We start from the raw sequence: 19,577 nt of genomic DNA on the forward strand, positions 1-19,577 counted from the left end.
AAAAAATAAAAAAGCAAGCATCCAAAATTTATTATGGATATGTTTAACCCTTGTGAAAAAATTGTGAACTAATTCACATAGGTATATAGGCTCTTATATAAAACGTGCAATCAAATCGATCAGTTGCGAAACCGTTAGTTCTTAAGTTGTTTTATTAAGAATTGTAAGTTGTGTTGTTGTTTCGCCACTGTTGCGGGGTTTGTCCCGTCCAAATCTTAAAAGCACGTTGAAAAGCACTCTGTTCAGAATAGCAGAGCAGTAGCGCGATTTCTTGCAAACTCAGATGAGGATCTTTCAAATATTCAGTCGCCAGCATAAAGCGTACTTGCTGTACCCTTTCCTGAAAGGTGCTGTGTTGTTGCTGTAAATGACGCTGTAACTGACGCACGGACAGGCCGAGTTTTTCAGCGATAAAATCGAGTTGATATTGGTTTTTTTGTAGTCCAGTCAAAATTGCATGTTGCAGGCGTTGATCCAGTTGGGTGGAATTCGGCAGCTTGTCCAGCAAGGCCTGGGCTTGCTGTAAGAGCAGTTGTTGTAAGGTATGATCGCCTGTACGTAAGGGTTTAAACGCCTCACTGATGGGGATTAATAATTGGGTTTTCGGCTGTTCAAAACGGACTTTACAGTGGAAATATTGTTCATAGACGCTCATGTTTTTAGGCGCGGCATTCACAAAATGGACTTCATGTAGATGAATTCGGTCACCTGACATAAACAGTTTAAGAAACTGCACCATTAGTGCAATTGCAATTTCATCGGTCAATTGGGTCGGATGTAGTTCAGGTGCTTCCCAGCGGATAGAGCCATAGGGATGACTAAACTCGACCACCAGCGGGCTGCCATCATAAATCAGGCGATGAAAATCATGATAACGCGCCAACGCTTCGCCTAGATTTTCACAGGACAGGGCCAGATAGGCAATGATCCCCAAATGTTTGGGTTGTACATATTCTGCGATTTCTAGGCCTAAACCAACTTTTGGATGGTGCTGGTTCAGGTTTTCGAGCAGGTCACGCCAGATCACGTAATCAAAGCGTTCCTGATTCTGAACCTGTTGTAATTGTTCAGGAATCACAATGTTTTTTGCCTCGCAATAGGCTTTTAATAAATGCCCCAACCCCCCAAAAACAGAGCCAGTATAGTTCTTGAGTTGAGACATCCTGTCCACTCCTGATATTGTCGTGTTTTGTCAATATAAATATATCGTATCGTCAATACTTCGCCTACAAAAATTTATATCTTGAATAAAAATAAGGAAACATTGGGAGAAAACCATGATCAAGGGTTTTATTGCAGGTTTGGCAGTTGCCAATGCATTTGAATGGTTTGCACATAAATATATTTTGCACGGGGTACATCGCTCTGGGCAGCCGCGTTATAGCCCTGTGCCAAAGAGCATGGAGTCACATTGGGCGCATCATCGGGAAGTACGTAAACAGCAGTTTTCGGATGATTGCTATGTGGAAGGGGTCGAGCATTGGCGGACCCGTAATGAAATCATGTCATTGGCGGTGGTGGCAGGGGTAGCCAGTGTGGCGTTTTATCCTTTCTCGAAAGGTATGTCTTTGGCGGCGTTGTATAGTGCAGGCAATTATTATTATGTACATCGTCGTGCGCATCTGGAACCTGATTGGGCCAAACGCACCATTCCTTGGCATTATGACCATCATATGAACTCCAATCAGGATGCCAACTGGTGTGTAACCCGTCCATGGTTTGATTATGTGATGGGGACACGTGTGGTGTCTTCGGCCGATTTAAAAGAGGCCAATCCACTGGGTATCCCCTTACCAGCAGCATTGTCTAAAGCACTGACCCAAGCGGTGGAAGCCGTTTTTCCAGTAAAATGGGTAGAACAAAAGCCAAAATTGGTCGAGGCGCCGAGCGTGACAACACCGCCGAAGGAAGCACAAGAATCAGTCGCCTGAATTTAAAGAGCAATAATCGAGGGAAGCCTTGTTTTTATTGACGCATCCTCGTGGCAAAAAAAAGCTCATGTCGTAAATTGTCAATAAAATTGGTTTTTGATGTCAATATCTTTGTGCATTTTCTCGCTAATTTAGCTCAAGCATTTTAAATGCTCAGAATTTGTTCAAATTGACCGTGTGATGTTTACCCTCTAGCGTTGTATAACGCAGTTTCCATACCTTGCTTAGCAAGGTATTTTTTTGTCTGCATAAAGCGATGTTCGAATAAAAAAACCTCTCCAGTGAGAGGCTTTTGATGGTTCATTTTATTAAAGACGCATTTCAATGCCTTGTGCAGCCAGATATTGTTTTGCTTCTGGAATGGTATGTTGACCAAAGTGGAAAATAGATGCTGCCAATACCGCATCTGCGCCACCTTTTAAGATGCCGTCCGCCAAATGCTGTAAATTTCCGACACCGCCTGAGGCAATAGTTGGAATATTGACGCGATCGTTGATCTGACGCATCAAGGCAAGGTCATAGCCCGCTTTGGTACCATCGGCATCCATACTGGTAATCAGCAACTCACCTGCACCGAAGTCGGCCATTTTTACTGCCCATTCAATCGCATCGATGCCTGTTGGCTTACGACCACCGTGGGTAAAAATTTCCCACTTGTCTTCGCCCGTTTTTTTGGCATCAATCGCCACGACGATACATTGTGCGCCAAAACGTTGTGAAGCTTCCTGCACAAACTCTGGGGTAAACACCGCTGCCGAATTGATACTGACTTTATCGGCACCAGCATTGAGTAATAAACGGATATCTTCAACTTTACGGACACCACCACCGACGGTTAATGGCACGAAAACGCTTTCTGCCATACGTTCTACTGTGCGATATGTGGTGTCGCGTCCATGATGGGTAGCAGTAATATCTAAAAAGGTAATTTCATCGGCACCTTGTTCGTTATATCGACGCGCCACTTCGACAGGGTCGCCTGCGTCACGAATATCAAGGAATTGAACGCCTTTGACGACTCGACCATTATCAACATCTAAGCAAGGGATAATACGTTTTGCGAGCATAAAATTTTCCAAAAAATCGCCAATAAAGAAAGGGGTGCTACACCTTCATGGAGGGAACAGGTATTCTATCAAACTTCACAGCTATTTTTTGCAGGTTTTCCATGTCGGTTTATACCCCGTTGAGTTTAGAAGAAGTTCAAGCCTTTGCTGAGCCGTATGGTTTAGCGGTGATTGACCTGATTCCAATCCAAGGCGGTATTCAAAACACCAATTATTTTTTGGTGGATCAATCACAGAAACACTATGTTTTAACGGTTTTTGAAGAATTAGATGCTGAAGGTGCGGGTGAACTGGTACCTGTACTGGATTGTTTGGGTCAGGCAGGTGTGCCTGTGGCGGTGCCGTTAAAGCATAGTGCTCAGGCCATTCATACTATTGCCGATAAGCCTGCGCAAATTGCACCACGCTTGATGGGTGAGCATCCTGAAGATGCCAGCCTTGTTCAAATTCAGGCGATTGCACAGGCGCAGGCAAAATTGCATTTGGCTTTGCAGGACTTTCCTTTAGAACGTGATTTTAATCGTAATCACCAGTACTGGTCAGAGGTTGCAACACAGCTCAAGCCGCAAATGAATGCGCAAGATCAGGCGCTATTGGCACAGGTGTTCCAGCAGTTTGCACAGATCACGCAACAGCATCCTGATCGTCCGACGGGTTTTATTCATTCGGATTTATTCAGAGATAACACCTTGTTTGAAGGCGATCAACTACAAGGTATTCTTGATTTTTATGAATTAAATCAGGATGAATGGTTGTTTGATATTGCGATCAGTATCAATGACTTCTGTACGGCCTATCCGCAAGCCCATTTAGATCAGGCCAAGGCAGATGCTTTTCTCTCGGCTTATCAACGCATTCGTCAGCTCACCGCTGATGAGCTGGCCTGTTTAAACATTTTCTTGGCGATGGCGGCGTGCCGTTTCTGGAGCATGCGTTTACAAGTGGCACAGAAAAATGCCGAGCAGGGGCGTACAGGGGATGACATTTTGCAAAAAGATCCGCTGCAAATGCGTATGATGTTGCAAGACCGTTTACAACGAATCACAGTTTAGGAAACAGAGATGCGAGATCAAGGTCGCTTAGTTGAATGGTTTGATGACAAAGGTTATGGTTTTATTCAACCGAATGATGCGCATAAAGACCGTGTTTTTATTCATATTAAAGACTTTGCTCGTACGGGGCCACGACCGATTGTGGGCTGTGCTGTGGAGTATGTGGTGATTCTGGACGAGCGTGGTCGTTATCGCGCTCAGCAGGCGACTTATCTTAAAGCATCGCAAGTGTTTGAACATAAAGCCAAAGCTGTAAAGCCTACGGCTTCTAAACCTTGGTCAGCGATGCAGATTGCGATTGTGATTTATATCGTCTTTATGGTGATTGCCAGCCTTAGCAAATTACTGCCGCCGTATACCTTATTGTTTGTCAGCTTGATGAATGTGTTGAGCTATTGGCTGTATGCCCAAGACAAAGAGGCGGCACAATTGGGCAATCGGCGTATTCCTGAACAAACTTTGCATATCGTGGATTCTTTGGGAGGATGGTGTGGGGGTTGGCTTGCGCAGCAAAAACTGAGACATAAAACACAAAAACAACCGTTTGGTAAGATTTATTTCTGTACCATAGTCTTCCATATATTGTTGATATGTTGGCTAATTTCTCCGCTCAATGTGTTCTATTGACGGAGTTTGGAGATAAATAAAAATGAATTATTCCGTTGATCAAGATCCAAACCGTACGTTAACGTTAGTGTTGTATGTGCTTTATATCATTGCGATTTTTACCGGTGGTCTATTGGCGATCATTGCCTTGATCATCAACTATGTCAAACGCAGTGACGTACAAGGTTCAATTTTTGAAAGTCACTTTACTTGGCAAATCCGCACCTTCTGGTGGTATTTGGCTTGGAATATCATTGCCTTTATTCCGTTCTCGTTCCTGTTCTTGACAGGGGACAATGAGACTGCCTTTGCTGGTGTGGCGATTTCTGCAACCACTTTCGCCTTTGCCGTGATTTTTGGGGCATGGGTATGGATTGTGTATCGTGCCATCCGTGGCTTGATTGCCTTAAATGACAATAAACCGATGTATCAAGACTAACATCGATCAGCACTCGCTTGGGGCAGTAAAGCACTAAGCGAGTTCTGGATGATTGACGGCTTTCGTTGTTGAAAGAGAGCGATAGCCTGCCCCACGGTGTGGTTCTGTCAGTAGCGGACCTTGACCAAACAGTTTCTCACGTAGTGTTCCTGCAGCATACTCAGTTGCATAGACACCGCGTTGTTGCAACTCAGGCACCAAATATTCCACCACATCTTCAAAGCTTTGATGCGCCAAAATATAGGCCAAGTTAAAGCCATCAATATCGGTTTCTTCCGCCCATGCTTGCAGTTGATCGGCCACAGTTGCAGCCGAGCCGACCAGTATCGGACCATTGCCACCGATACTAATAAATTTGGCGATCTCTTCAATGGTCCAAACTCGATTGGGGTCGGCTTTGACATAAGAATCGAGCATCGATTGAATCGCATCGGTATGAATATATTCAACTTTGTCTTCGGCATGGAATTGCGAAAAATCGACACCCGACCAGCCCGAGGCTAAAGTGAGTCCACCGTGATAACTGGCATAGCTCTGATAGTCTTTAAATTTTGCTTGGGCCTTGGCATCGCTTTCATCCACCACAATCGACAGCATGGTGTAGATTAAAACCGAATGGGGATCTTTGCCTTGTTCAACTAGGTTGGACCGAATGCCTTGTACCAGTTTTTTGACGGCAGCTTTAGTGGGGGCAGAAATAAACACACATTCGGCATTTTGACTGGCAAATAACTGGCCGCGACTAGAGGCACCTGCTTGATAGAGTACAGGGGTGCGTTGCGGTGACGGTTCGCAAATATGAATGCCGGGAACGCTAAAATACTGACCTTGATGATTGATCGGATGGACTTTACGATGGTCTGCAAAAATACCGCGCTCTTTATCACGCAACACCGCATCTTGTTCCCAAGAGCCTTCCCAAAGCTTATAGAGAACCTCTAAATATTCATCGGCGATGTCATAACGTTGATCATGGCTGACTTGGGTTTGAAGACCTAAGTTTTTTGAACCACTTTCAAGGTAGGAAGTGACAATATTCCAGCCGATACGACCTTTGGTCAGATGATCCAAGGTACTCATGCGCCGTGCAAAAGGATATGGGTGTTCAAAAGAAATCGAGGTGGTGAGGCCGAAGCCCAAATGTTGGGTCACGGCTGCCATAGCAGGCACGATTTGCAAAGGATCATTGACCGGAACTTGCACAGCACCTGTGAGCGCATATTCAGCGGATTGATGGTAAACATCATAAATGCCTAAAACATCGGCTATAAACACACCATCAAACTTGCCACGCTCTAAGATTTTGGCCAAATCGGTCCAATACGCAAGATCTTTATATTCAGTTGAGCGATCCAAAGGGTGACGCCACAATCCAGGTGATTGATGCGCAATACAGTTCATTTCAAAGGCATTAAATCTAATTTTCTTGGTCATTGGTTTTTACTAAATTAAAGCTTTTTATTGATGTTAATTAAAAAGATCGAATTGATTAATCATAAAAAATCAATGTTTATCATGAATATTTTGAATTGGATGCCGATCTTTTATTTTTTGTGGTTATTTCTAATTAAATTCAAAAGGTTATTTTTTATGAAAGTGAGGGCGCTCTGGTGGAGGGGAGTTCTATAAATGTTATTTATCTATTGATTTTAAATGAATATTTTTAAAAATAAGTGGCAGCTGAAGGTTATTTAAAATAAAAAGATTTGTTTCTAAATTTAACTTATAAATAGGCAATAAAAATAGTGCTAGTTTATTTTTATAACTGAAAAATGAGTATTTATAATGACCTCAAAAATAGAAATAAAACTGGAAGATGCACAGAGTATTCCAGCAGATTTTTATCTGAATAATACTTCAGCACATGTGATTGCTTCAGATCAAGAAGCTATTGCTGTGGCGCATCGCGTAGCGGCTGCTTTTGCCAAAGGCGCCGCCCAGCGTGATCATGAACGCAAGCTGCCCTTGCAAGAAATCCAGCAATATTCAGCCTCTGGTCTGTGGGGCATCAATATTCCGAAACAGTTCGGGGGTGCAGGGGTGAGTTATAAAACTCTTGCTGAGGTGGTGACCATTATTTCCAGTGCAGATTCATCTTTAGGGCAAATTGCCCAAAATCATTGGGCCTTCTTAGAACATATCCGTTTGGATGCCTCACTTGAACAGCAGCAATTCTTCTTTACACAAGTGCTGCAAGGTAAGCGCTTAGGCAATGCATTTTCTGAGAAAAACTCGAAAACCGTGGCAGATCTGACCACCAAAATTGAATTTCATGATGATTATGCGGTGATTAATGGTCAGAAATTCTTTGCCACGGGGGCTTTGTTGGCCCATTGGGTTCCTGTGGTTGCGGTCAGTGATGATGGCAAAGTATTTGCTGCATTGGTGCCGCAACATACGTCAGGATTGACCATTGTAAATGATTGGAGCAGTTTCGGGCAGCGCACCACCGCCAGTGGCAGCGTGCAGCTGGATCAGGTGCGAGTCGATTTAAAATACGTTGTTCCAATTCATCAGGCGTTTGAACGTCCTACCGCAGCAGGTGCCATTTCACAAATTATTCAATCCGCTGTTGATGCAGGGATTGCACGTGGGGCCATTGAGGAAACCATTCGCTATGTGCGTGAGCATGCCCGACCTTGGATTGACTCAGGTGTGGAACATGCCAGCCAAGACCCTTATACCATTAGCAATATCGGTGAACTGAAAATTAAACTGCGTGCAGCCGAGGCGGTTTTAGCCTTGGCAGGCGAAGCCATTGATCGTGCTTTAGCAGATCCGACTGAAGACACTGTAGCCGAAGCGACCTTACTGACGGCTGAATCGAAAGTGCTGACCACTGAAATTGCATTGTTGGCGGCCAATAAATTATTTGAGCTGTCTGGTACCCGTTCCACCTTATCGGAGTTGAATCTGGATCGGCATTGGCGTAATGCACGAACCCATACCCTACATGATCCCGTACGTTGGAAGTTTAATCTGGTGGGTAATTATTATCTGAATGGTGTGGCACTGCCACGTCATGCCTGGAGCTAAGAGGGCAGTATTATGACCAGTCAAAGTAATCAAAATCTTGCCTTGGGTGCACATTATGAGCAGGTGGCGGCGAAGTTCCGCCCGATCTTCGAACGAATTGCGGAAGGCGCTTTAGCACGGGAAAAAAATCGAATCCTGCCCTATGAACCGATTCAATGGTTAAAACAAGCAGGCTTTGGTGCGGTACGAGTGCCAGTCGCTTTTGGTGGTGATGGTATTTCGCAAAAGCAACTATTCCAGTTATTAATTGAACTAGCTCAGGCCGACTCCAATGTAGTGCAGGCCTTACGGGGGCACTTTGCCTTTGTCGAAGACCGTTTAAATGCACAAAAAACTGAAGTACAGACGCAATGGTTTGAGCGCTTTGTCCGTGGTGAAATCGTGGGGAATGCGTGGACCGAAATTGGTCAAGTCGAAATCGGCGATGTCGTGACCCGAGTGACAGCAGCACAGGATGGAAAACTCCGTATCAATGGTCAGAAGTATTATTCTACAGGTACGATTTTTGCAGATTGGATTGATCTGTTCGCTTTGGATGAAACCACTCATCAGCATGTGATTGCGGCGGTATCTACTCAAGCTGAAGGCATTGATGTTGTGGATGATTGGGATGGCTTTGGGCAAAAAACTACGGGCAGCGGTACACTGAGCTTAAACAATGTAGAGATTGCTCGAGATCATATTCTGGTGTTTGAAAACCGCTTTAAATATCAAACCGCCTTTTATCAAGTGGTCCATCTGGCGACTCTGGCGGGTATTGCGCAAAGTGCAGTACAGAACTTTAAGCAGGAAGTGCGTCAACGAACCCGAATCTATAGTCATGGCAATGCCAGTCTGGTCCGTGACGATGCACAAATCCTGCAAGTGATTGGTAAAGCTTCTGCACAGGCTTATGCGGCGCAAACTATTGCACTTAACACTGCGGAAGCCTTAGATGCAGCGTATTTACAACATTTTCAGAATGATCAACAGCTGGAGTTAGCGGCCAATGAGCATGCTGAATTAGTATCGGCGCAAGGTCAGGTGGTGATTGCGGAATTGGTACTCAATTTGAGCACTGAGCTGTTTAATGCCTTGGGGGCATCGGCCAGTAGCACCGACAAGCAATTAGACCGTTTTTGGCGCAATGCCCGTGTGATCGCTTCACACAATCCATTGGTGTATAAACAGAAAGTGATTGGAGACTGGGAAGTGAATCAGGCACCTTTGCCTTATGTCTGGCAGATTGGCAATAGTCCTGTTGCGGCGAATCAAAAACAAGTCCCGGTTTAGTGATCAGCGCACAGTAGTGGTATTGAATGAAAACTATTGTGCGTTTTCCGATATTTATTTATTTTCTGGCAGTTGTTGCTTCGCAAAGAATTTAAATTTTAATTCGCTGACCAAGACCCCAAGCACCACCAATAATCCTCCAAACAAGGCCAATAAGGGTAAACGTTCTCCTGCAATACGACCGATGACACCTGCCCAGACCGGTTCACCCGCATAAATAATCGCAGCACGGGTTGGATCGACCATACGCTGTGCCCAGTTCATCACAAACTGAATTAACGCACTGGCTAAGCCTAATGCCACGGCAATAATCAGCAATTCCCATGAAAAATCAGGGATACGGTGTTCATCAACCAAAGGCATACTGGCAAATGATAGCAATGAGGCCACCGCCAATTGAATCACCGTGACCCGTCTCAGATTGACTTTCCCAGCAAAATAACCAATCAGAATAATTTCCAGTGCAATCACAAAGGCACAGACCAAGGTTAGCGTTTGTCCATAACTAAAGTTAATACTGGAGAAGCCATTGCCGGTTAACAAGACCAAACCGGTAAAGGCCAGTGCCGTGCCGACCCAAGTCATTACAGAAGGTATTTTTTGGAAAATCACCCACATCAGAATGGGGACAAGGGGCACATACAGCGCCGTTAAAAAAGCCGACTCACTACTCAGGATGCTTTGCAGACCGATGGTTTGAGTGCCATAACCAATCGCAATCACAATCCCGATGGCGGTACCAGCCAAGCTCTCTTTTAGGGTTAGGCCACGCATGGATTTAATCGAGATTAGAAAGATTGCCAAAGCCGCGACTGCAAAACGACAGCCGACAAAAAACATCGGACTACTAAAATTCAGGGCATATTGGACGGCTAAAAAAGTGCCACCCCAAATCATGGTAATCAAAATAAGTGCGAGTTGTGCGGCTTTAGGAGATTGAGATAAAGCGATCAATGTAGCCATCCTTGTGAGTAAAGTGCAATATACTGCACATATTGCATTGCTTATTGGTTTTGTGCAATATATTGCGCATGTTTTTTATTTTCTCTGTGGGAATGAATGAGTCATTCAGAGACCGTATTGCAATATGTTGGGCAGAATATTCGTCTTTTTCGTACGGAACGTCAGCTCAGCCAGCAAGATTTGGCTGATCGAGCAGGCGTCAGTCGCCGTACCATAGCCGCTTTGGAAACAGGACAGGTCAATATTAGTCTGGCTAAGCTGGATGCAATTGCGATTGCATTAGCCGTCGATTTTAAAAAGCTGGTCAGCCCATCTGAGCTGAGTGAATCTGCCATCGTCAATACCTTGGCGTGGCAAGGTCAACAAGCTGAAAGCCATGCCACACTTTTGGCAGCGGTGCCGACTCGAACACAGGCTGAATTATGGACATGGTCGCTGGCTGTGGGTGAGGTATATCAGGCTGAGCCAGATCAAAAAGGTTGGCAGGAATTGATTTATGTGGTGGAGGGAGAGTTGACGATTTCGTTTGAACATGAAAATCGTGTGCTTCAGGCCGGCGAGTCGACTTTATTTGAGAGCTCTATTCAGTATTGTTATGCCAACCGTTCGAAACAGCCTTTAAAATTTATTCGCAATGTACTGTATTAAGGCAAAGAAGTTACCCGTGTAGGTAACTTCATAGACCAAACTGCTTAGAGGCGGTCTTCATCCAGCAATAATTGTGCTTCACGTAGGTTCAATGTGCCTTCATAGATAGCACGACCAGTAATGGCACCTAAAATACCTTTTTTGCCTTTTAAATGACGTACATCATCTAGATTGGTGACGCCGCCAGAAGCAATCACAGGCAGACCTGAATAGTTGGCCAGGTTCACGGTTTGTTCCACGTTCACACCTTGCATCATGCCGTCACGTGCAATATCGGTATACACGATGCTGGAGACACCTGCATCTGCAAAACGTTTGGCAAGGTCAGTGGCTTTTACATCAGTAACATTGGCCCAACCATCGGTTGCCACCATGCCATTGATGGCATCAATACCAACAATGATATGGCCTGCGAAGCGTTTACATGCTTCTTCAACAAACTCAGGCTCTTTCACCGCCTTGGTGCCGATAATCACAAAGGAAACGCCCGCTTCCAAATAGTGTTCGATGGTTTCAAGCGAACGGATACCACCCCCAATCTGAATTGGAAGTTCAGGTTGTGCACGTGCAATTGCTTCGACCACGGGTTTGTGAATTGGCGTACCTGCGAAAGCACCATTTAAATCGACTAAATGTAAACGACGTGCGCCTTCATCCACCCAATGCTGTGCAGTTGCTACAGGGTCTTCAGAGAAAACGGTATCGTCCTCCATACGTCCTTGCTTCAAACGGACACATTTACCATCTTTCAGGTCAATTGCTGGGATGATTAGCATGCTTTCGCTCCTTGCATCATCATAGAGTTTAAATTGGCTACATATTAGCAAAGTATTGATCAATCGCTAAGCCTTGTCTGCTGAACCTGCCAGTATTTGCATGATTTGTTGTTGTAATTGAGGCGTCAGCAATTGTTGCTGATACAGTTGCTCAAAGCACAGTCGCGCAGCGTAGGCATCTGCTGCGGCATAATGGATTTGTTGCGGACTCAGATAGTTAACAGACCAGTTGGATGTACTGATTTTTTTACTCTTGGCGAAATAGCGCTGGAATAGGAGAGCGATTGCCGTTTGAGTACCGACTTGGCTGCGATAACCAAAACTTGCAAAGCTCTTGGAGAGATCAAGCATGGCATTGGGATGAATGCCTTTACGACGAAAGATATGGGCATCATTTTTCAACCCAAAACCGACTTTGAGTTGTTGTTCATTTTCGAGAATGGGACGAAGAAAATCCAAAATTTCAGCACTAACCTGAAACAAATAAGCTTTATGCGGTGTCGCAAGCTGGATCAGGTGAGGGCCTGTCGATTGTTCACCGACTTTAAAGGTGGGTTTAGACTCGGTGTCGAAACCAAAGATCCGGATGGCATCGAGTTCAGCTTGCAGTGCCAGACATTGCTCAAGGGTTTGGATGACCAGAATGTTTTCAGCGGTGAGGTTTGGAAATACAGGCAAAGTCCGGATGTATTCTTTGGTTACAGGGAGGGCGAGGTGTTGGGGTGTATCCATCTGCATTAAAACCCAAGTCATTTATTTGAGCTTAAACGGTTTTATCCAAATGTAAAAGCCAAGTGAGAATACTTGGCTTATTGTCCTGTGAAATATTTATTCGGCATAAGGATGTTGCTGTTCAAATTGCAGTTGCTGACTTTTCTGGATGTAACTTTGGTAAGCAGGAATGGCAGTCGCTGCGAGAATTAACATACTAATTGGGATCAGGATGATGTAGATCCAGGCTAAAACTTTTTCCCAGCCCTGTGTAATACGGGGAGCGCCATAATTATTTGTATTCTCATCTCCTTTTGCACAACTTAAATAAATAAAAAACAAGAAATTCACCAGTGGAATTAGCATTAAAAGTGATAACCATCCTGTTTGATTTCGATCATGTAGGCGACGGATAGAGAAAATAAAACTGTAGTAAAGGACAGCGATATAAATAATGATAAAAACGCCACCTAAGAGGTAGACCAAAATACCTGTAGAAGAATTACTAAACGCCGGCATGAAGATCGCAGCAATAATACCAAGGACCAACATGGAAAGTCCAAGGAGCATATTCCAGCCTAAATAAGAGAGTCTGCCAAAACGCCCATTTGCGCTAAAACCTGAATCATTTGCTTGAAAATTAGCGGTCATTTTAAGTTCCTATATTGATTAATTTTTTAAGGATACGCTGTTTGGTTTTTATTCAAATCGCTTGCATGATAAGCAAAATAGTATTGAAAATAAATAGAAAAGAAGAATTAAAAAAATCAAGCCAATATTGATTGGCTTGATTTTGGATCGATGGTTTTGGGTTCTAGTAGAAAGTTAAATCTTCCATTCCACAAAATTCTTTAACAACTGCAAACCAGCGGTATGACTTTTTTCAGGATGGAACTGGGTCGCAAACAAATTGTCTTTGTGAATCGCGGTGCAGAAATTTAGACCATAATTGCAAGTTGCAGCGGTAACAGCTACATCTTTAGGCTCGACATAATAGCTATGCACAAAATAGAAACGCGCATCTTGCTCAATGTTATTCCACATCGGATGACTTGGATCAAGTTGATGCACCTGGTTCCAGCCCATGTGTGGCACTTTTAAATTCGGAATTTCAGGGAAATGTTTAACCACACCATCGAAAATACCAAGCGCATCAACACCGCCATTTTCTTCCGAGCTTTGCAGTAGTGCTTGCATACCTACACAAATTGCCAGAACAGGCTTGTTGAAGGCTGCCTGACGCACCACCTCATCAATACCTGCTTCACGCATACCTTGCATGCAGTCACGCATTGCGCCTACACCTGGAAACACAATCTTATCAGCTTTGGCAATGAGTTTAGGATCATTGGTCACGTCTACTGTCGCCCCGACATGCTCCAGCGCTTTTGCCGCAGAGTGCAGGTTACCCATGCCATAATCAAGTAAAGCAATCCGGGTCATTACAAACTACCTTTGGTTGAAGCAATGGTGTTTTCTGCTCGTGGATCAATTTCACAGGCCATACGCAATGCACGTGCCAAGGCTTTAAATACACTTTCAATCTGGTGGTGACTGTTTTTGCCTTTTAGGTTATCAATATGCAATGTCATCAGTGCGTGATTGACAAAACCTTGGAAGAACTCTGAAAATAAATCGACATCAAACGTACCGATCCGGGCACGGGTAAATGGAATATCCATGAATAAGCCTGGACGACCAGACAGATCCACCACCACACGAGACAATGCTTCATCTAGCGGTGCATAGAAATGACCATAGCGACGTAAGCCTTTTTTATCGCCCAAAGCTTGTGCAAAGGCTTGTCCCAAGGTAATTCCGCAATCTTCAACGGTGTGATGGTCATCGATTTCCAGATCGCCATCACAATGAATATCGATATCAAATAGACCATGGCGCTTGATTTGATCAATCATATGGTCTAAAAATGGAACTCCAGTGTTGAGTGTGCCTTGACCAGTACCATCGAGATTGAGACGAACTCGAATTTTTGTTTCGTTGGTATTTCTTACCACTTCACTGATACGTTGCGTCATGGACACGTTCCTCAAAAAACGTCAAAAATGATTGAATTAAAAACCGATAGTTTCGCTGTGACGAAAAAGTGACAGCATCATAGTTTGCTCAGGAGGGTTAATCAATGCCTATTACCGTACATGCTTACAGTTCTCTGGAAGATTCAGGGATTCGTACTCAGCTCGAGCGACTTTACGATACCAGCCCAGAGTTTGGCGATGGGCAAGATGCAATGGAACAACTTGAACAAAATCTACAGCAATATACCACAGTTTATACTGCTGAATTTAACACCAAAATTATAGGTGCAATTTGGGCAACAGGACAAGGTGAAAGCCGTGTTTTGGAATATATTGTGGTACATCCTGCCAATCGCGGGCGTGGGGTGGCAGAACGCTTGGTTGAAGAAGTATGCCGTATGGAAGAAGAGCAAGGGGTTAAACAGTTTGAACCGGGTTGTGGGGCCATCCATCGCTGTTTATCGCATATTGGCAAAATCTAAGCCTTAATCGGGTATTACTTGCTCCTTTGCAGCAAAATTAAGCGTTTAAGAGAAAAACTCACAAATTTGCTTGACGGGCTTAGGCAAACATTGTTTAATACGCCCACTTTGGCGTGATAGCTCAGTAGGTAGAGCAACGGATTGAAAATCCGTGTGTCCCCAGTTCGATCCTGGGTCTCGCCACCATAAATTTGTATTTTCAATCCCTGATCCCATCAGGGATTTTTTTTGCCTTAAAATTGATTGCGTGAAAAATGTGCATTCAAATCAAAAGCTCATGATAATTATTGACTATTGCCCTGAGATACGGCTTAATACACCCCATTGGCGTGATAGCTCAGTAGGTAGAGCAACGGATTGAAAATCCGTGTGTCCCCAGTTCGATCCTGGGTCTCGCCACCATATTCAAAAAGCCTCAAACGAAAGTTTGGGGCTTTTTTTTATTGCTTCAATATTTTGCTATATTGGGGCCAAGTAGAAGAATTGAAGAATAACATCGCATGAAAGATCTGTTTTCGGCGCAAAGTGAACTTTATCAACAGGCGCGACCGACTTATCCACAATCGCTCATAGACAGCTTAATTAAACAGCTCAAAGGTTTTGACTGTACGTGGGACTGTGGCGCAGGTTCAGGACAATTAACGCGGCTAATTGCACCGTATTTTCAACAGGTGATTGCAACTGACCTGAGCCAGAACCAGCTCGATCAAGCGCCTGCCTTAAGTAATGTTAGCTATTTACAACAAGCCGCAGAACACAGCGTTTTCCCTGATCGATATTTTGATTTGATCACCGTCGCACAGGCGATTCACTGGTTTGATTTTGAAAAATTCTATGCAGAAGTTAAGCGAACACTGAAAGCAGATGGTCTTTTTGCAGTGATTGGTTATGGCTTAATCCAGTTAGATGATACAGATCTAAATCAGCGAATCGATCAGCTCTATCATCATACTTTAAAGGGCTTTTGGGATGTGGAGCGGCGTTATATTGATGAATGTTATCAAACGATTCCATTTCCCTTTGAGGAAATCAGCATGCCGCAGTTCCAGATCGAGTTAAGCTGGACAGGACCGCAGTTGTGGGATTATTTAAATACCTGGTCTGCGGTAAAGCATTACCAAGATCAACAGCATGAGAGCCCATTGCTGAGCTTACAGGGGCTGTTACAGCAACAGCAACCCATTGGAGTCACCTTTCCAATTTTGCTCAGAGTCGGGCGCCTAACTACTTCAGGATAGGAAAATAAAAAAGCATGCCGAAGCATGCTTTTTATGAAGAGAGGGGATTATGCCGATTTAGCAATATCCACACGTGCTAGCATATGACCTGTTTCTTCAAAGTTGGCATGCCACGACAATGCTTCACGAAGAATGTGTGGGGTATGTCCGCCACGTTCACACGCACGGTCAAAGTAATCGTTGAGTGCGCCTTGATACAATGGATGCACACAGTTATCGATAATCACACGCGCACGTTCACGTGGTGCTAGGCCACGTAAGTCAGCAAGCCCGACTTCAGTCACTAAAATGTCAACATCATGCTCATTGTGGTCAACATGGCTCACCATTGGCACGATTGATGAGATATCACCACCTTTGGCAATGGATTTGGTCACGAAGATCGCAAGATGTGCATTACGGGCAAAGTCACCTGAACCCCCGATACCATTCATCATTTTGGTAGCGCAAACGTGGGTTGAGTTCACGTTGCCATAGATGTCAAACTCAAGTGCAGTATTAATGCCGATAATGCCTAGACGACGCACAATTTCAGGATGGTTTGAAATTTCTTGCGGGCGTAACACCAATTTGTCTTTGTAATTTTCAAGATTGCCAAAAACACGTTCGCCACATTGAGCCGATAAAGTAATAGAGCTACCAGAAGCGAATTTCATCTTACCTGCGTCAATCAATTCAAAGGTACAGTCTTGAAGAACTTCTGAATACATGACCAGATCTTCAAAATTTGAATCTTTCAGGCCAGTAAGCACTGCATTGGCAATTGAGCCAATTCCTGCTTGTAATGGGCCAAGGTTTTTCGCTAAACGACCTGCAGCGACTTCCTGTTCAAAGAACTTGATCAGGTGGTTGGCAATACCCTGAGTCTCGGCATCAGGTGCCGTTACGGTTGAAGGTGAATCAGCTGTATCGTTAAAGACGATACCCACGATTTTTGCTGGATCAATTGGAATCGCTGTTGAGCCAATACGATCATCTACTTGCGTTAAAGGCAACGGGGTACGGGTTGGGCGATAAGTGGGGATGTAAATATCGTGTAAGCCTTCAAAGTTTTCGCTGAGTGAGGTATTGATTTCAACAATGACTTTTTCGGCAAAAATGGCAAAACTCGCTGAGTTACCAACAGAGGTAGTTGGGACGATGTGACCGTCTTCAGTAATCGCAACTGCTTCAATCACGGCCACATCTGGGCGTTTCAATTGTTGATTACGCATTTGTTCAACGGTCTCGGACAAATGCTGGTCAATAAACATTACTTCGCCGTTGTTAATGGCACGACGTAAGGTATTGTCGACTTGGAATGGCATACGACGCGCAAGCACACCTGCTTCCGTCAATTGTTTGTCTAAGTCGTTGCCGAGGCTTGCACCGGTAATTAATGTGATTTTTAACGGATTTTTTTTAGCTTGTTCAACCAAGGCTTGTGGGACTGCTTTGGCTTCGCCCGCACGGGTAAAACCGCTCATACCGACCGTCATATCATTTTTAATAAACTGAGCTGCCTGCTCTGCACTCATCACTTTGTCATGCAGTGCTGCAAGACGAATACGACTTAAAGACATCATCCATTCTCAATATTGCTTTTCATTGGCTATGGATTTTAGCGCTAAAACATGAAAAGTGAATTGAAATAAGGCTAAGGTCTAATACAGCTGCATACGCTTTATTCACCTGCTTTTCAGTTGCTTATTTTCTGTGTGATATTTGCTTGAATTTATACAGGAAAGACACTTTAGGGCAGGGCGTTTGTTTGATTTGAATCAGCAGCAAACCGAATCAAAGCTATCAATCCGGCATTCATTGGATTGCAGACTTTAGTCGAACAGGTATGACAGACGCGGCTGATCAGCTAACTTTAAAAATGCCCCGTTAGGGTTTGCTTGATCTTATCAATCGCATTATTTTGTGGTTCATCGCTAGGCGTCGCAGCATGAATCGGTAGAGAAATTACCACCTCTAGGCCACCTTGATCACGGTTACGGATGCTGATCTGCCCCTGATGAATATCTACAATACGTTTCACGATGGCTAGGCCCAGGCCACTCCCTTGAATTGTTCGTGCTGAGTTGCCACGAACAAAAGGTTGCATTAACTCTTCTACCTGATCGGGTGGAATCCCTTCGCCATGATCGGCTACCGTAATCAGAATATGGTCGTCGACATGACTGGCCGATAATTCAATCGGTTCTGCACCATAACGTTTGGCATTATTGACCAGATTGGCAATCAGGCGTTTTAAAGACAAGCTACGTGCAGGAATGATCGGTAACTCTTGTGCTTCAAAACGAATATCCAGTGGTTTGAATTGCACCACCAGTTCTTGCAATAGGGTATTCAGATTGGTCTCTGTGAGTTCTTCATCTGAACCATCACGCATATAGGAAATGAACTGATTCAGAATTGCATCCATATCATCCACATCGTAAATCAGCCCTTCACGGAAAAACTCATCGGGGAGCATTTCAGCAGTTAAACGAATCCGCGTAAGTGGCGTGCGTAAGTCATGCGAGATCCCTGCCAGCATAATCTGACGATCACGTTCGGTTTGCTCTAGTGTATAGACCATGTGGTTAAAGGCTTGGTTCACCTGACGGATTTCGAGTGGACCATGATTGGTATCTAAATAAGGCGCTTTACCTGTCTTACTGTAATTATTGGCCGTATTTTGTAAGCGACGCAAAGGTCGGTTCATTTGACGAACCAAAATTAAAATAATAATGGAAGAGACAATTGGGACACCAAAGAGCCAACCTGCGATCAGCTCAACACTATAGTTGGTATAGGTTTTTAATGGTTCTCGTACCCAGTTACCATTCATTTCCGGGGTTTGAATCCAGATTCGAGGAATCGGTTTAAATTTAAAATAAACAGTAACGTCTTTGACACCAAGTTCGTTAGCTAGCTTCTGTTCAATCTGATTGGTAAACAGTTCTGCGAGGAATTTGTCTTCAACTTTTGGGAATTCGGCTGGATCGGTAATATATTCAATACCAATCCGATTTTTGAGCCACGTGTCGACATCCACTTCATTATCACGATGCAGGATACGGATGTCTGGATTATTGACCAGTTCTAATTCAATCGCCAGATAACGGGCATGTTGCTGCAGTTCTGGAAGATAGAGGGTTCGCCAAAAGAACCACAAGGACATAAAAAGACTAAAGAACACCATGAACAGTACCAAAATGGTGGTACGCATGGCTGCGGAACGTGGTTTGATTTTATCTAAAAAACGTTCCCATTGGGTTCGAGGCCTTTCTGAATAAGCCGCGAAGTCAGTAAATTCTTGTGGATCAATGGGTTCAAGTTTCAACGTTTAA

Annotated in this window: 20 protein-coding genes and 2 tRNA genes; 11 read left to right on the forward strand and 11 right to left on the reverse strand. The window is 44.1% G+C overall.

Going from position 1 to position 19,577, the window contains the following annotated elements; translation table 11 throughout:
* Positions 1-154: 154 nt before the first annotated feature.
* The gene (locus tag NQU59_RS04575) at positions 155-1,162 is read right to left on the reverse strand and encodes an AraC family transcriptional regulator (RefSeq protein ID WP_257065214.1); all 1,008 of its coding nucleotides are present in this window, start codon (positions 1,160-1,162) and stop codon (positions 155-157) included.
* 115 nt (positions 1,163-1,277) lie between these two features.
* Between NQU59_RS04575 and NQU59_RS04580 the strand changes: the two genes are divergently transcribed.
* On the forward strand, positions 1,278-1,931 hold the full coding sequence (locus tag NQU59_RS04580; protein WP_257065215.1) for a sterol desaturase family protein: 654 nt from the start codon (positions 1,278-1,280) through the stop codon (positions 1,929-1,931).
* 308 nt (positions 1,932-2,239) lie between these two features.
* Here the strand turns inward: NQU59_RS04580 and hisF are convergent, their stop codons facing one another.
* Positions 2,240-2,998: an imidazole glycerol phosphate synthase subunit HisF gene (gene hisF / locus NQU59_RS04585; RefSeq protein WP_005238260.1), complete on the reverse strand. Its 759-nt coding sequence runs from the start codon at positions 2,996-2,998 to the stop codon at positions 2,240-2,242.
* 101 nt (positions 2,999-3,099) lie between these two features.
* On the opposite strand from hisF, the gene NQU59_RS04590 reads away from it, so the two are divergent.
* Genes NQU59_RS04590 through NQU59_RS04600 form a run of 3 tightly spaced genes read left to right on the forward strand, consistent with a single transcriptional unit; the run spans position 3,100 to position 5,095 of the window.
* Positions 3,100-4,050: a homoserine kinase gene (locus NQU59_RS04590; RefSeq protein ID WP_005238261.1), complete on the forward strand. Its 951-nt coding sequence runs from the start codon at positions 3,100-3,102 to the stop codon at positions 4,048-4,050.
* Between the two features lie 9 nt (positions 4,051-4,059).
* Positions 4,060-4,677 carry a DUF1294 domain-containing protein gene (locus NQU59_RS04595; protein WP_257065216.1) on the forward strand — a complete coding sequence of 206 codons (618 nt, stop codon included), beginning with the start codon at positions 4,060-4,062 and terminating at the stop codon, positions 4,675-4,677.
* Positions 4,678-4,699: 22 nt separating this feature from the next.
* Positions 4,700-5,095, forward strand: a complete 396-nt coding sequence (locus NQU59_RS04600) for a DUF4870 family protein (protein WP_005238265.1) — start codon at positions 4,700-4,702, stop codon at positions 5,093-5,095.
* A gap of 33 nt (positions 5,096-5,128) precedes the next feature.
* On the opposite strand, the gene NQU59_RS04605 is transcribed toward NQU59_RS04600, so the two are convergent.
* The gene (locus NQU59_RS04605) at positions 5,129-6,529 is read right to left on the reverse strand and encodes an LLM class flavin-dependent oxidoreductase (RefSeq protein WP_257065217.1); all 1,401 of its coding nucleotides are present in this window, start codon (positions 6,527-6,529) and stop codon (positions 5,129-5,131) included.
* Between the two features lie 351 nt (positions 6,530-6,880).
* Between NQU59_RS04605 and NQU59_RS04610 the strand changes: the two genes are divergently transcribed.
* Both NQU59_RS04610 and NQU59_RS04615 read left to right on the forward strand, forming a co-directional pair.
* On the forward strand, positions 6,881-8,131 hold the full coding sequence (locus NQU59_RS04610) for an SfnB family sulfur acquisition oxidoreductase (RefSeq protein ID WP_257065218.1): 1,251 nt from the start codon (positions 6,881-6,883) through the stop codon (positions 8,129-8,131).
* A 12-nt stretch (positions 8,132-8,143) separates the two neighbouring features.
* Entirely contained in the window at positions 8,144-9,403 is a 1,260-nt protein-coding gene (locus tag NQU59_RS04615) for a monooxygenase (protein WP_257065219.1), read from the forward strand.
* A 54-nt stretch (positions 9,404-9,457) separates the two neighbouring features.
* On the opposite strand, the gene NQU59_RS04620 is transcribed toward NQU59_RS04615, so the two are convergent.
* Positions 9,458-10,366, reverse strand: a complete 909-nt coding sequence (locus NQU59_RS04620) for a DMT family transporter (RefSeq protein WP_257065220.1) — start codon at positions 10,364-10,366, stop codon at positions 9,458-9,460.
* A 96-nt stretch (positions 10,367-10,462) separates the two neighbouring features.
* Between NQU59_RS04620 and NQU59_RS04625 the strand changes: the two genes are divergently transcribed.
* Complete coding sequence (locus NQU59_RS04625) at positions 10,463-11,014, forward strand: helix-turn-helix domain-containing protein (protein WP_257065221.1); 552 nt, start codon at positions 10,463-10,465, stop codon at positions 11,012-11,014.
* Between the two features lie 44 nt (positions 11,015-11,058).
* Here the strand turns inward: NQU59_RS04625 and hisA are convergent, their stop codons facing one another.
* The 5 genes from hisA to hisB form a co-directional block, all read right to left on the reverse strand.
* Positions 11,059-11,790: a 1-(5-phosphoribosyl)-5-[(5-phosphoribosylamino)methylideneamino]imidazole-4-carboxamide isomerase gene (gene hisA, locus NQU59_RS04630; protein WP_005238277.1), complete on the reverse strand. Its 732-nt coding sequence runs from the start codon at positions 11,788-11,790 to the stop codon at positions 11,059-11,061.
* Positions 11,791-11,856: 66 nt separating this feature from the next.
* Positions 11,857-12,528 carry a 3'-5' exonuclease gene (locus NQU59_RS04635; protein WP_257066157.1) on the reverse strand — a complete coding sequence of 224 codons (672 nt, stop codon included), beginning with the start codon at positions 12,526-12,528 and terminating at the stop codon, positions 11,857-11,859.
* Positions 12,529-12,618: 90 nt separating this feature from the next.
* Complete coding sequence (locus NQU59_RS04640; protein ID WP_005275728.1) at positions 12,619-13,152, reverse strand: DUF805 domain-containing protein; 534 nt, start codon at positions 13,150-13,152, stop codon at positions 12,619-12,621.
* A 174-nt stretch (positions 13,153-13,326) separates the two neighbouring features.
* Positions 13,327-13,944, reverse strand: coding sequence for an imidazole glycerol phosphate synthase subunit HisH (hisH, locus tag NQU59_RS04645; protein ID WP_257065222.1), 618 nt, complete (start codon positions 13,942-13,944; stop codon positions 13,327-13,329).
* Positions 13,944-14,537: an imidazoleglycerol-phosphate dehydratase HisB gene (hisB, locus tag NQU59_RS04650; protein WP_000194096.1), complete on the reverse strand. Its 594-nt coding sequence runs from the start codon at positions 14,535-14,537 to the stop codon at positions 13,944-13,946. Before hisB ends, hisH begins: the two co-directional genes overlap by 1 nt.
* A gap of 104 nt (positions 14,538-14,641) precedes the next feature.
* Between hisB and NQU59_RS04655 the strand changes: the two genes are divergently transcribed.
* The 4 genes from NQU59_RS04655 (at position 14,642) to NQU59_RS04670 (ending at position 16,257) form a co-directional block, all read left to right on the forward strand.
* A complete protein-coding gene (locus tag NQU59_RS04655; RefSeq protein ID WP_005238285.1) occupies positions 14,642-15,019 on the forward strand; it encodes a GNAT family N-acetyltransferase in 378 nt (125 codons plus the stop codon).
* Positions 15,020-15,129: 110 nt separating this feature from the next.
* Positions 15,130-15,205, forward strand: a tRNA-Phe gene (locus NQU59_RS04660).
* Positions 15,206-15,345: 140 nt separating this feature from the next.
* A tRNA-Phe gene (locus NQU59_RS04665) sits at positions 15,346-15,421 on the forward strand.
* Between the two features lie 98 nt (positions 15,422-15,519).
* On the forward strand, positions 15,520-16,257 hold the full coding sequence (locus NQU59_RS04670; RefSeq protein WP_257065223.1) for a class I SAM-dependent methyltransferase: 738 nt from the start codon (positions 15,520-15,522) through the stop codon (positions 16,255-16,257).
* A gap of 47 nt (positions 16,258-16,304) precedes the next feature.
* On the opposite strand, the gene NQU59_RS04675 is transcribed toward NQU59_RS04670, so the two are convergent.
* Entirely contained in the window at positions 16,305-17,819 is a 1,515-nt protein-coding gene (locus NQU59_RS04675; RefSeq protein ID WP_257066159.1) for an acetyl-CoA hydrolase/transferase family protein, read from the reverse strand.
* A gap of 293 nt (positions 17,820-18,112) precedes the next feature.
* On the reverse strand, positions 18,113-19,570 hold the full coding sequence (locus NQU59_RS04680; RefSeq protein WP_005238291.1) for an ATP-binding protein: 1,458 nt from the start codon (positions 19,568-19,570) through the stop codon (positions 18,113-18,115).
* Positions 19,571-19,577: the final 7 nt, after the last annotated feature.

The sequence above is a fragment of the Acinetobacter colistiniresistens genome (assembly GCF_024582815.1).
Lineage (GTDB): Bacteria > Pseudomonadota > Gammaproteobacteria > Pseudomonadales > Moraxellaceae > Acinetobacter.